Consider the following 13051-nt stretch of genomic DNA (forward strand, 5'->3'; position numbering starts at 1 on the left):
TTCTATAACATCACTAGCATATAAATGGCGTCTTTATCCTAAAATCATGATCTTATAAACAGCGAGCCGACCGTGTCCAAAGATACCGAGCACACCTATAACAATAGCAGCCACTCTCAAGCTGATGAAATAGACGCTAATGAAAGAGACGATAAGCGCTTGATTGATGATAAGCGCTTGATTGATGATAGCGTTTATCAACCATCTCTTACTGAAGATAAAGACATTAGCAAGACTGCGATTCCAGATGATACCGAGGCGACAGAAAGTTTAGAAGACGAAGATTTCTCTGAAGATATGAGCGAAGCAGATAAGGAAACCATCAAAAAAGTCGCCAATGATGACAACTTGAGTCAAGCAAAGAGCTATGCCAGTATCTTGGTTGAGCAAGTGATGGATGCCAAAGAAACCTTTGAGCGCTCACTTGGCTCGCTATTTACCAGTGCCTTTACCGCTGGGCTTGAGATTGGCATTAGCTTCTTTATGATTTTATCGGCTTTTGCGCTGTTGAGTGGTGTGCTACCAAGCCAATACGCAATCGTGCTCGCCTCCCTACTTTACCCAATTGGCTTTATCATCGTCGTCATTGGTCAGTCGCTATTATTCACCGAACAAACCTCATTATTAAGCCTACCTGTGCTTAACAAGATTGAACCGCTACACAAATTGCTACGCCTTTGGGGTATTGTCATCGCTGGCAACATCGTTGGCGGCTGTCTGTTTGCCGCATTGATGATAGGTTTGGGTTTAAATATGCAGCTGTTTAGCGTGAGCGACATCGACACTTATGCCGAACACATTTTAGGATTTAGGTGGTGGGTCATATTTGGTAGCGCCATCTTAGCAGGTTGGATGATGGGCGTCACTGCGTGGCTTGTGACCTCAGCACGCGACACCCTTAGCCGCATCGTTTTGGTAGCGCTTATTACTGGCAGTATTGGTTTTTTAGGACTGCACCACAGTATCGTGGGCAACATTGAGATTTTTTCTGCCTTGCTATACGGCAATACCGTCAGCTTGGGGCGTTATTTACTGTTTTTAGTAGTGATATTGGTGGGCAATACCGTCGGCGGCGTGGTGTTTGTGGCAGTACTCAAAAACCGTACTTTCTTATTTCAAATCGAAAAAGTAAAAGAACAAACAGCCAGTGAACAAGCGGAAGCTAGAAGCAGTATAAATACCCGCCGACCTTGATTGGTATCGGTTAATGCTAAATGCTATAAATAGATAATTCACCTATTACCCATAACAAGGTTCAATATTTAAATCTTTTATAGGTTTTCAGCATCTACAGCATACGCGCTGCCAACACGCTATCTTCTATTTCAGATTTTCTCAGCTTATCGTGTTGAGCACTAAATATACGCACCAAAATCCCCGCGCTTAAGAACATCACCAAGGTATAAATGGCTGGCATCATTGACATATCGTAGTTAGATAATAACGTCAATGCCATAAATATCGACAAGGTACTGTTTTGTAGACCGACTTCTAGCGTCACCGAGGTTCTTTGCGCCCAGTTGAGACCGACCCATTTACTACTATAATAACCGAGCGCCATGGTTGAGAGATTTAATAATACCGATACGGGCCCCGTAGCGATAAAGGCGTCGACAATGATATCGCGTTGCACATAGCCCAAAAACAGCACTAAAAACGTTAAAAATATCACCCCAAATCGAGACACATAGACTTGTGAACGATCGGCAACGGTTGGTGCATAGCGTTTAATCAGCATACCGACACTAATAGGTACTATCGTCAGCACCACCAAAGTCAGCATCGTTTTTACTACTGGTAACTCAAACTCACTACCGCTGCCCATAAAATAAATCAATGAAAAGCTCAGCACAATGGGAATGGTAAAGACGGTAATCACGCTCGCAATCGCGGTCATCGTCACCGACAGCGCCACATCGCCTTTGGCTAAATAGGTAAATAAGTTTGAGGTAGTGCCACCCGGACACAGTACGAGGAGCATAACCCCGACGGCATACTCTGGGCGTAATGGCATGATATTGGCTAACGCAAAGCCAATGATAGGTAACAGTATCAACTGATTGGTCAAGCCAATGCCGACTGCTTTTGGATATTTTAAAACCCGTTTAAAATCGTTGGTGACGAGGGTCAGCCCCATGCCCATCATGATTAAAAACAGACAAATAGGAATGATAACTGAATTGACTAACGTGACTATGGCAAGACCTTCCATAACTACATCCTTGTAGATAAGAGCTGTTTATAGGTTCATTTTATAGATGAATTTTATAGACCGAGTATGCTGATTAAATGACGCTTGATTAGCAATCCTTGCTAAGGCGTATCCTCATAATCAATAGCCGTTAAACACCGACAATCAATTAAAAAAACAGCAAAAAATAAGACAGGGTAAAAGCAAGTATATAGGGGTAAAGCCAGCCTTATTTGCTTTATTCAACGACTCATCAGTCAAATATGGTGTTTGGGTTTACAGAACGATGAAATATCATTGAACAACAACCTTCAATCACCACCACCTGAATCACCGCTACTTGAGTCGCTGCTGCTTGAATCACTACCATCGCTATCGTCAAGATTATCCTGATCCCAAGAAGAATCCAAAGAAACTGGCGAATTGTCGCGGCTTCCAAACCAACTAGCGACTTTTATGACAATATAAAGGATTATAAATCCAGCGATAATCTGTAGAAGAAGCATGGTTTATTCTTTATAAATAACAGGTGAGGTAAGTAAGAGACGGTATAGATGAGGGACAATCAAAACGCATGACTGACATTCAATCGTAGATATTGATTACATTAATTCTGAGTGATTCATTGCGCTTTAGAGTTACTCACGGCTGTTCACTGCAGTGCCATAAGCGATGGCTTCAACCATGCTGCCCAATTGATTGATATTGCTAACTTCTAGACGTAAGCCATAGATATGGTTATAGCCTTTGGCTTGTGCTTCGGTACGCATACGTACAAGAGCCTCGCGGCGGGCACGGTCGAGTAAGGTCTCGTAAGTGGTCAAGTTTTTGCCAAAAATGCTCAATACCCGAGCGATAATCATTTTGAAATAATCTTGGGCAATAACCACACTACCAAGTACCAGCTCGCCCTCAGTATGGGCAACAAGTTTTGGCACATAAAAGCGCTCGCTTGAGACCATAATATGGCTTAATTCCTGCTCTGCAATGCTTAACTGCGCGAGATGTTGGCGCTCATGACGCGACCCAAAAAACCAACCAGCAGCGAATAGTAAAATAAACGGTGCGTAATTGATAAGCATTTGGGTAAGGGAATTATTCATGGCACGTCTCTTGTCATAAACTTATCATAAAAAAACATCGATGCTTTAAGATTTGGTTAGCTAACCAAAAGGTTTGAAACGTGGCAAGTCATCGGTCGCTGTCGGTGCAGAATTTTGTAGATTTGGCTGTTGACCAGACTGATGATGAGAGTCACTTGGTGGGGTTTGATAGACTTGCTGCGGCATCGGTATGGCTTTGACAGCGGTGCCATAGACAAACAATTCAGAAGCTCCCTGCGCGATGCTAGAGGTCGAAAAACGCAACCCCACAACCGCATCTGCACCCAAAGCTTCTGCTTTGACAATCATCCGATCGATCGCCTCTTGGCGTGACTCTTCTAACAGCTCGGTATAAGCCGTTAACTCACCACCGACGATATTCTTAAGTCCAGCAAACAAGTCTTTGCCGACATGTTTTGAGCGTACGGTACTGCCGTACACCACATCTAAACGCTCGGTGATTTGGTAGTTGGGCAAATGCTCAAGATTGGAGAGTTGCACAGTCATAATACGACCTTATCGGTAACGTTATATAGACAGCAACAACTTGGATATAGACCAAACCACGCTGTCCGTATATTGATAAAAAAGGCTAATCGTTGGTATGGAACAATAAAAATAACTCGGTCAAATTGCCTTCGATGCTATTGGCCATTTGTGCCAGCTTGTCTTCATCTTTACGCATCTCTGCAAGCTCTGGATCTTCATCATCGATACCGCTTAGCAAAATCATTGGTAAGGTCAAGACAGCCACATCTTCAGCCGTTTCTTCATCTTCAAACCAATCGCTGGCTTCGTCGCCATACATCGCATCGACAAAGCCAATTGACCAAGCAACGATATCTGATTCATCTGAAAAATCAACGGCCACTTCTTCATCACCCGCATCTTCGCCAAACGGTAGCTCAATAGGCGTCTCGTTTTTTAGCTCAGCGATAATAGAATCGCGCCAGCGCTGAATACCGTCGATAACGTTTTCTGGAATTTCACTAACATGGCCTTCAAACAGTGCATCCAGCCAATTCGGTAATGGACGCCCAATAACTGTCGCTGTCAAAAAACCATGCGCGGCGACACTATCAAGCACAAATGGGCTCTCTTGATTGTCCAAATAGTCTAATAATTCATCGAAGCTTAGTTGGTTACTCATGATGTAATTGTCCTTGAAAGATAGAGTGCGGCTGTCGCCATAAACGATCGGTTAAGTGCAGAATAATGGATAATTTGAAGGTAAAAATGGTTTCGGTAAAGCACCCAAACCATCTTTATAAAATAAGAATCATTGCATAGAGCGGGTTGCGAGCAACCGTCAAAAAGTAACGATCGCGATATCATTAGCATTACACTGTCAGCTAATATGCCGTTATTAAAAGGCTTTAGTCGGCTTAAATGACTGAGCACTTTCACATTAGGCTATGACTTAAGTTTAAAAACTAAAGATCGTCATCATCCCAATCATCGCCATCTTCATCGAAATTGTCTATATCGTCTAGATCATCCTTTAGCTCTTTGGCCAAACGCTTTTCTTCTAGCAGATTATCGATCAGTCGACGCTTCTCAAGACTACTTAAGCGCGTACGCACGCTCGTCTCGGCTTCTTCCACCATCTTTGCATCATCATCGTCGACAAAATCATCATCAAAATCGTCGTCAATATCAGCGTCACTCATGACAAACTCCTATCATTTTTAGCAAGGGTATTAAGAATACATTAATATATATATGCCTTATAAAGTCTCTACTTCACGTTGTCAATGCTTTTTATTATTAATGCCCTATTTTTAGGCTGTTTAAAGATAACGACAGAGACAATATCTCAGACAATTGTATAGTAATAAGCGAATATAAGCAGCATTAAATAGCCGACTCATCTGCGCTTTCAATCATCAATACCGCATTGCGCACATCTGCTAAGCGTTGAATCATCGAATCATTACCACCATCGAACACCGCACATTCACGCTCATAAACCGTGGTTGGGCGCATGATACTCTGCACCTGCACATGGTGGCTGATTTGCTTGAGACCTGCATTAGGTAACAAAATCAGCATTTGCTCTTTTTTGCCGACGCTGTGTAATAATTGCGTCATTGCTTGCGCCTGTGCATCATCGCTGACCCCTGCTTTAGCAGGTAGTGCAAAGCGACTTAGCTCAATGTGCTTGTCATGGATGATTTTGTTAAGCATCAGATACAGCTTGCCAAGCATCACACCTGCTAACGCCACTTTGGCATGGCTATTGTCCGCCTTTAACAACACGCTAGCACCCGTGTCATCGAAACGCGGCTCGTTCATCGCGCTGACACCCAACAACAATGGCTGCTTGAGTAACTCGGTCACCGCTTGATTCAATAGCTGCGTACATAATGCCAAATAAGGTAAACGCTGAGCCGGTGCCAGACGCTCAAGCATATTGAACTCGTCATGGAATACAATCTGCACTCTCACACTGTCAAATGAGCGGGTGGCAGACAACCGAGAGGCGCTACCAGATTTAGGAGCACGGCTTATCTCATCTTGGGCAGCACCATTTGCTGCATCATGCTCCGCTCGCTCTTCAGTCGTACTATCGATAGGCTGACTATCAGAGCCAGTGGTATCAGTCGCCGCTTGATTCTGTTGCGTTCTTAAATACTGGTTTACTTCACTATGTACATCCAATTTATGTGCATTGGCTGGCTGACCGTCCGTCGCAATCTCTACAGAATGCTCCGATGTTTCTTTATCCATATCCGTGGCACGGCGTTCAAACTCCCGATCATAACTGCGCTGATCGATTTGCATATACTGCTCACGATGCAAATCTTGAATATCGCGGCTAAGCGCGTTAATTTGCTCTTTGGTTGGACGGGCAAGGTAACCATAAACCAGCCAAAGCAACAAATGCAGCAGCATCGTACCGATGACGAACGGCCATTGCATAGCGATAATCTCGCCTTTGCTAATATCTTTTAACGTCAACGACACACTGCCAATCACCGAATCGCCATTGGTGGCAATCTGCCGAATGGTATCACCTTGCTGCATGGGCGCATTGCCAACAGGCACCAAGATGTCGTCGTTATTGTCTTTAATCAATATGCGCGTCACGTCTTGCTCGCTGGTATAGCGATTGGCAATGACACTCAAGCTGACACGGTCTTTATTTTCTAAAGACAACCTTGCTTCATCAATCAGCTGGGCGACCATCTGCTCGCCTTTTAACGCACGACTTTTGCTCAGCTGTTGATCGGTACTGATGACCAATAACAACGTCTGCAAACAAAAACTAACCAGAAGAATAATGGCAAACAACCCTTGCCGCGGCGCTAAATACGTCATGATATGGTAAACTTTTTTGGATAAGAGAAATTAAAAAAACAAGGCTATCCCTCATTTTTTGGCGAATTTAAAAAAACTATAATAGTGCGCATCTTAATAAGTATGTATTGAACTTAAGTACCATAACCCGACACGTCTGTTGTTGCCTAAAATAACATTTACAACAAGATTTGGTTACTTAAAAACTGCTGTCTCAAATACGAATACTCAGGATAATCTACGGCACATTTGGTAAGCGGCGACTGAGAGTCATTGTTGTGGATATCATCATGAATACAGTCCGCTTATCTTATCTACTATATCACCATAATAAGTCTTATAGCGTTAGTTGATTTATAAATTTATCATAATAATCACATTCAATTTCAAATGATTTTTCAACGATTGCTGCCATCTTTAATCGACGGTGATACTTTGCGCGTCATCTATAGGCGCTGCCGAGTAAAGCTGCTATTATTCCCAATCTTATATGAGCATACAAGGGACCATTGAGCCATGCCACACAATACATCTTACTCGTTACCAAAAGACAGCAAAGCATGGCAACAAGCCGTTGACTCTATTGCGTCACTGTTACCCGATAACACGAACTTACAAGATTTTGATGCGCTACAGTCCCTGCCAGTTTTTGCTCTTATTGTTGTGCTACCGACCAAAATATCGACGCTTGATATCCACCAGTATGTGCAATCGTGGGTCGACGAACAGCCAAGCTGGCATTTGGTCACCGTCGCTGAAGATACTGATGCCAGTTTTGTCAATATTACCGTTTCTGATACAGAGCCAACAGCAGCAAATGCACAGCGCTTGCCTTTTACCCAAGCACAAGTATTCCGCTATTTGTTGGTTCCAGTCACTGATACGCTCATGCATCCTGGCAAAAAGACCGCAGCAGCTCACATCATTGATGATCAGCTGACCACGCGCTTGCGTCATGACTTGACCGAAGCTTATAACGATAGCCATCAAGCGAGCAGTACTGAACGCTTGGATATTGTCGATTGCCATATTTTATCAGTCGGTCATATGCTACGTACCCACAAGCTTGCCTGCTTTGATATGGATTCCACCTTAATCGAGCAAGAAGTCATCGTTGAGTTGGCAAAAACAGCGGGCATCGGTGAAGAAGTCGAAGCCATTACGGAAGCGGCAATGCGCGGTGAGATGGATTTTGATGAGTCTTTTGCTCAGCGTGTGGCGTTACTAAAAGGCATCTCGACCGATGTATTAGATGATATCTGCAGCCGCCTAACGCTATCAATGGGCGCTCGCACTACCATCAGTGCACTAAAGGCTTTGGGCTACCATACCGTACTGGTATCAGGCGGCTTTACCTACTTTGCCCGCTACATCGCTGAGCAATTGGGCGTTGACGAAGTTCACGCCAACGCCCTAGATATCGACGAAGGGGAAGTCACTGGTCACGTACAGCTGCCCATCGTCAATGGTGCCAAAAAAGCGGCTATCGTTGAGCATACTGCTGAACGTTTAGGCATCGAGATGTCACAAGTGGTCTGTATCGGTGACGGTGCCAATGATTTACCGATGATGGCCATTGCAGACCTAGGCGTCGCCTATCACGCCAAGCCCATTGTGCAAGCACGTGCTGATGCCGCCATCAATGTCACAGGGCTTGAAGGCATATTTTATGCCCTTGGTTATCCAGCACTTGCGCCCACGGAGTAACAACTACACTCGCAACACCATACCATGGAGCTAGGTTAGTGTTTTTAACATTAATCTGGCTTTTATGTCTTATTACATTGCGACATTGCAACAGTCAATTTTCGTATCACTGTCCTAGCATACTTAGCGGCATCGCATTAACTTTCACTGTGTTTTCAAATAAAAAAGGATTGTCCATGACGGCATCACCATCACCGCGGCAAAATGAGCCGTCAGCGCCACAACCACTGGATAAGAGCAGCACTGCTGCATCCTCCGATAGTCCAAAGCAACTATTTGGGGTTTATATCCGAGGAATGGCCATGGGGGCAGCGGATATCGTACCGGGTGTCTCTGGCGGCACCATTGCGCTGATTGCTGGTATTTATGAGCGCTTGATTAACGCCCTGAGTAGCATCGGCCCCAATCTCTGGCAGATATTCCGACAGGAAGGCGGAATCAAAGGTTTGGTTGCGGTGTGGCGACAAGTTGATGCCACTTTTTTGTTATTTTTGTTATTGGGAATCGCCACCAGTTTTGCTACTTTAGCCGGTATTATTAAACACCTATTAGATAATCAACCGTTATTTATTTGGTCGTTCTTTTTTGGACTGGTTGTCGCAACAGTATTTATATTATTGAGTGAGATTCAGCGTTGGAATATAGGGCGGGCAGCACTATTCGTGACTGGTCTTGTTGCCGCTGTGGTCATTAGCAGCTTACCATTGCTCACGACCACACCAAGCTTGCCTTATTTGTTTTTTGCAGGGGCAGTCGCTATTTGTGCCATGATACTGCCAGGTATATCTGGGTCTTTTATCTTATTACTATTAGGTGCTTATGACGCAGTATTAGAAGCCGTACATAGCCTTAACTTTACGATAATCTTCACGGTCATTGCGGGTATGGCAACGGGATTGTTATTATTTACTCGCGCACTTAAATGGTTATTGTCTCGCTACTATCAGGCAACTTTGGCCTTGCTCACAGGTTTTATCGCAGGCTCGCTTGTGAAAGTATGGCCATGGAAAGTAGATGCGTTAGGCGCGCTTGATAGTGACGCGATCAACAACGTGATGCCATGGCAATATCCTACTGGTCCACATTGGCTAACCACTGTAGGACTGATGCTGCTAGGCGCGATTTTAGTCTCACTATTGTCTTGGTGGGGCACTCGTAGCAATCGCGCTTAACCTTACCTTAAACCTGCATCAGTCTCTTTTTAAAACCCAAAAACCCTCCTATACACTCTTAATAATAAGCGCCCATCCTTGCGGCGCTTATGCTTAAACCTTGCCATACAAAACCATCAAAATGTGCTAAAAAACCAAACGTCAACGGTTGTCGCAAAGTCGCTTGTCCCCTCTTTAGCTTTGTTCCCCAAACTTTCATAATGACCCTATTGGAATTCACCTTATGAATAGCGAGATGAATGATGTTACTGACTATATTTTCGGTTATTGGTATAGAAACGTGGAGCACGGCGGCACTGCTTGGTTATAGCTTGCTGGCAGGCTTGATTTTGGCGCTTGCCTTATCCTCACAGCGCTGGCTGCTCTGGTATCTATTTGGTGGTATGGCATATTGGCTAGCGGTTGAGGCGATTCAAAGCATTGTGGCGGGTCGTCCTATGCTATCAGAGCTGTCAGAATGGCACAGCTATATCATCGCCATGGGTATCAGTTGGTTGCCTTTAGCGGGCTGGGTGCTGTATCGGGCACTACGTTACGAGGATGTCAGTCAATCCGTTCAGCAGCAGCGTCAATTGCAAGCGGCACGCTATATCGAGCACACGCCTGTTTATGATGACGACTACCAACCGCGCTTCCACTGATAGAGTCGCGCTTATATCAACGAGCGACGCTATTAGATTGGCTCATTATCTACTTACGGTACTTTTATTTGCCTTTTATATAGCCTGTATTACATTATCTTTATTCGACTGTATCTCGTCCAGAAATTACGATTAACCTGCCGTCAAATTCGCTCAATCTAGCATAGGTAGTGCGAGCATTCATTTTCGTTGCTATTCTGTTTTCTACTGTCATTTTTATAAATATTAACAACTTGTTTTAATCAAGATGACGTCATTGGATGTTACAAGATACTTAACGCTCTCTACGTAACTCCTAAAGAATAGCAACCTCTCTATCGTTTATAATCTAGTTATATATTTGTCACAAAAATTGTTATAAAGTACGCATTATTTTGCGTCTCATTCTTTAGGAGTTCGATTATGTTTACTGTTCCTGTATTAGATATTAAATCTGATCCGTTAGATGTGCTATTGGCTGTGATTGGCTATCGTTTGTCCATGCTTGCTGATAGTGATAACGAAGATGTGAAAGCAATATTTGCTGATCGCAATGTTACGATTGAGCTTGCCAGCACTGAAGCGGATATCGCCCGTTATTTTGTCTTTGATAATGGTAGCTTCAGCCAATACAGTGGTCATGCTGAAAAAGCAGACCTCACCATCAATTTCAAGGATTCGATGACAGGTGTTAAGCTTTTGACCAAAGGCAATCTTCCTGCCTTTATGACTGCTGTACAAGAAGGCAACCTCAGCATCGAAGGCGATTACAGCCTAATGATGTGGTTCAATAAGCTTGCTAAGCATATCGTGCCAGCTATTCCAGAAGAATGTAAACCTTATATCCAAAAAGCCAAGCCTTATGCTTATAAAGCACAAAAACTTGCCAATCATTGGATTGGGGTTGCTAAGCATAAACTTGGTAAATCATAACGTAAATAGATCGACGTAAATAAAGAAAACAGATCACGATTATTTAGCGCTCAGTTACTTTACTCTTTCGCAGTGTTCTGATTTTCTAAAAAGGTTGCGGTATACTATATCGCAGCCTTTTTTATTACCTAAAATTTTATGGCTTCACACACAACTCTTTTAACCACTATTCTCTTAAAAATGATTGTTTTAAAAACTATTATAAAAGGAATTATATGATGGCAGGATTACTTAACATCTCAGAGCCTAATGCCAGTAGCCCCACTGACACGTTCAATAATAAAAATAACAGCCACAGCGGCTTGAACAATGACTTTTTAAACAACTTAACAACGGATGCCACCGCCAGCCAAAAAATGACCCGTAAGCATAGCCGCGAAGAAATCGCCGAACTGTTTGATTTGCCATTGATGGATTTGTTGTTGCAAGCGCAAACGATACATCGGGCGCACTTCACTGCCAATGAAGTACAAATTAGTACTTTGTTGTCGATCAAAACAGGTAACTGCCCCGAAGATTGTGGCTATTGCTCACAATCCGGTCACCACCGCGACACGACTAAATTACAAGCAGAGAAACGCATAGAAGTCGATAAAGTCATTGCTGCGGCCAAACGTGCCAAAGCCAGTGGCTCGTCACGCTTTTGTATGGGTGCGGCATGGAAACATCCAAGCGCCAAAGACATGCCCTATGTGGTTGAGCTGATCAAAGAAGTGAAGGCCTTAGGGCTTGAGACCTGTATGACCCTTGGTATGCTAGATACCAATCAAGCGACGCAACTGGCGGATGCTGGACTCGATTATTACAATCATAACCTAGATACCTCACGTCGTTATTATGAGCAAGTCGTCAGCACGCGAAGCTATGACGAGCGCTTAGATACCATAGACAACGTGCGTAACTCAGGCATCAATGTCTGTAGTGGCAATATCGTCGGTATGGGTGAAAGCCGTGACGACCGTATCGATTGGGTACATGAGCTGCTAAAAATGCCCAAAGCGCCAGAGTCAATTCCCGTCAACTTGCTTGTGCCCATTAAAGGCACACCAATTGGCGACAAAGTATTGGCAGAAGGTCAACTGTCAGTGATTGAATGGATTCGTACTATTGCCGTGGCACGTATCTGCTGCCCGACCAGCTATGTGCGTCTGTCTGCTGGCCGCGAAAGCCTATCCGACTCTGAACAAGCCTTGGCCTTTATGGCAGGTGCCAACTCATTCTTTTATGGCGATAAACTGCTGACTACTGGCAATGCAAGCCAATCAGGCGATGACAGACTCATGCGTGAGCTTGGTCTAACAAAGCAATTTGCCGCGCCAAGAGCGCCCAAAGTATTGCCTGTGATGGATGCGATGAGTGGTCATCAATCGCAAGTGATGATGGCAGAGTAGCGTTTTTTATCGCTACCATTATTGGATAATCTGCGCTAAGCTTGCCGACATTATTGATGATAAAATATTAAATCGTAAGAGAGAATGTGATGGCAGATTATTTCAATTGGATTAAAGCGGCGCATATTATATCGATGGTCTGCTGGTTTGCGGCGATATTTTATTTGCCACGCTTGTTTGTCTATCATGCGATGAGTGACGACAGCATCAGCCATGAACGCTTTGCTATTATGGAGCGCAAGCTCTATCGCGGTATTATGACGCCATCGATGATAGCCACATGGGTCTTCGGTCTATGGATGTTGGGGCTAGGCTGGGAGGTGTATAAAACCCAAGGCTGGTTACACGTCAAGCTCTTATTAGTGGTGCTACTCTCTGGCTATCACGGTGCTTGTGGCTTTTATCGTAAAAAGCTAATGGATAATCCGCATTATAAGACGCATAAATTTTGGCGCTGGTTTAACGAAGTACCAGTGTTTGCATTGGTCATTATCGTCATCTTAGTAGTAGTAAAGCCCTTCTAAAATCCAGTAAATATGCTCATAACTGATTTTTAAATCTGAATACCTCTAAACTCAAAGCGTCCGTTACTTATTAAAGTAACGGGCGCTTTTTTTAGGACATCATAAATATG

Annotated in this window: 14 protein-coding genes; 7 read left to right on the forward strand and 7 right to left on the reverse strand. The window is 43.8% G+C overall.

Annotated features, from left to right (window positions below):
- Positions 1 to 72 precede the first annotated feature (72 nt).
- Positions 73 to 1194 (forward strand): formate/nitrite transporter family protein, encoded by a 1122-nt coding sequence (locus tag ACT3S4_RS03620; protein WP_444760464.1) that lies wholly within the window; start codon positions 73 to 75, stop codon positions 1192 to 1194.
- A 94-nt stretch (positions 1195 to 1288) separates the two neighbouring features.
- Here the strand turns inward: ACT3S4_RS03620 and ACT3S4_RS03625 are convergent, their stop codons facing one another.
- The 7 genes from ACT3S4_RS03625 to ACT3S4_RS03655 all read right to left on the reverse strand — a co-directional run bounded on the left by ACT3S4_RS03625 (position 1289) and on the right by ACT3S4_RS03655 (position 6615).
- The gene (locus ACT3S4_RS03625; protein WP_045443973.1) at positions 1289 to 2212 is read right to left on the reverse strand and encodes a bile acid:sodium symporter family protein; all 924 of its coding nucleotides are present in this window, start codon (positions 2210 to 2212) and stop codon (positions 1289 to 1291) included.
- 290 nt (positions 2213 to 2502) lie between these two features.
- A complete protein-coding gene (locus tag ACT3S4_RS03630; RefSeq protein WP_250163169.1) occupies positions 2503 to 2697 on the reverse strand; it encodes a hypothetical protein in 195 nt (64 codons plus the stop codon).
- A 132-nt stretch (positions 2698 to 2829) separates the two neighbouring features.
- Positions 2830 to 3294, reverse strand: coding sequence for a YbjQ family protein (locus ACT3S4_RS03635; RefSeq protein WP_201560567.1), 465 nt, complete (start codon positions 3292 to 3294; stop codon positions 2830 to 2832).
- A 60-nt stretch (positions 3295 to 3354) separates the two neighbouring features.
- Entirely contained in the window at positions 3355 to 3801 is a 447-nt protein-coding gene (locus tag ACT3S4_RS03640; protein ID WP_201560568.1) for a YbjQ family protein, read from the reverse strand.
- 85 nt (positions 3802 to 3886) lie between these two features.
- Positions 3887 to 4444 (reverse strand): YecA/YgfB family protein, encoded by a 558-nt coding sequence (locus ACT3S4_RS03645; protein ID WP_055124803.1) that lies wholly within the window; start codon positions 4442 to 4444, stop codon positions 3887 to 3889.
- A 283-nt stretch (positions 4445 to 4727) separates the two neighbouring features.
- A complete protein-coding gene (locus ACT3S4_RS03650) occupies positions 4728 to 4964 on the reverse strand; it encodes a PA3496 family putative envelope integrity protein (RefSeq protein WP_045443968.1) in 237 nt (78 codons plus the stop codon).
- Positions 4965 to 5148: 184 nt separating this feature from the next.
- Complete coding sequence (locus ACT3S4_RS03655) at positions 5149 to 6615, reverse strand: hypothetical protein (protein ID WP_201560570.1); 1467 nt, start codon at positions 6613 to 6615, stop codon at positions 5149 to 5151.
- Between the two features lie 495 nt (positions 6616 to 7110).
- Here ACT3S4_RS03655 and serB point away from each other — a divergent pair, with 495 nt between their 5' ends.
- The 6 genes from serB to hemJ all read left to right on the forward strand — a co-directional run bounded on the left by serB (position 7111) and on the right by hemJ (position 12941).
- Positions 7111 to 8301 carry a phosphoserine phosphatase SerB gene (gene serB / locus ACT3S4_RS03660; protein WP_444760465.1) on the forward strand — a complete coding sequence of 397 codons (1191 nt, stop codon included), beginning with the start codon at positions 7111 to 7113 and terminating at the stop codon, positions 8299 to 8301.
- 176 nt (positions 8302 to 8477) lie between these two features.
- Positions 8478 to 9473: a DUF368 domain-containing protein gene (locus ACT3S4_RS03665; RefSeq protein WP_201560573.1), complete on the forward strand. Its 996-nt coding sequence runs from the start codon at positions 8478 to 8480 to the stop codon at positions 9471 to 9473.
- A 239-nt stretch (positions 9474 to 9712) separates the two neighbouring features.
- Positions 9713 to 10114 (forward strand): AciT family ciprofloxacin tolerance protein, encoded by a 402-nt coding sequence (aciT, locus tag ACT3S4_RS03670; protein ID WP_227676010.1) that lies wholly within the window; start codon positions 9713 to 9715, stop codon positions 10112 to 10114.
- A gap of 402 nt (positions 10115 to 10516) precedes the next feature.
- Positions 10517 to 11026 carry an SCP2 sterol-binding domain-containing protein gene (locus ACT3S4_RS03675; RefSeq protein ID WP_201560575.1) on the forward strand — a complete coding sequence of 170 codons (510 nt, stop codon included), beginning with the start codon at positions 10517 to 10519 and terminating at the stop codon, positions 11024 to 11026.
- Between the two features lie 356 nt (positions 11027 to 11382).
- The gene (gene bioB / locus ACT3S4_RS03680) at positions 11383 to 12417 is read left to right on the forward strand and encodes a biotin synthase BioB (RefSeq protein ID WP_201560583.1); all 1035 of its coding nucleotides are present in this window, start codon (positions 11383 to 11385) and stop codon (positions 12415 to 12417) included.
- 89 nt (positions 12418 to 12506) lie between these two features.
- On the forward strand, positions 12507 to 12941 hold the full coding sequence (gene hemJ, locus ACT3S4_RS03685; RefSeq protein WP_045453451.1) for a protoporphyrinogen oxidase HemJ: 435 nt from the start codon (positions 12507 to 12509) through the stop codon (positions 12939 to 12941).
- The last annotated feature ends 110 nt before the right edge of the window (positions 12942 to 13051 follow it).

The sequence above is a fragment of the Psychrobacter sp. AOP30-A2-5 genome, from assembly GCF_052378115.1.
Lineage (GTDB): Bacteria > Pseudomonadota > Gammaproteobacteria > Pseudomonadales > Moraxellaceae > Psychrobacter.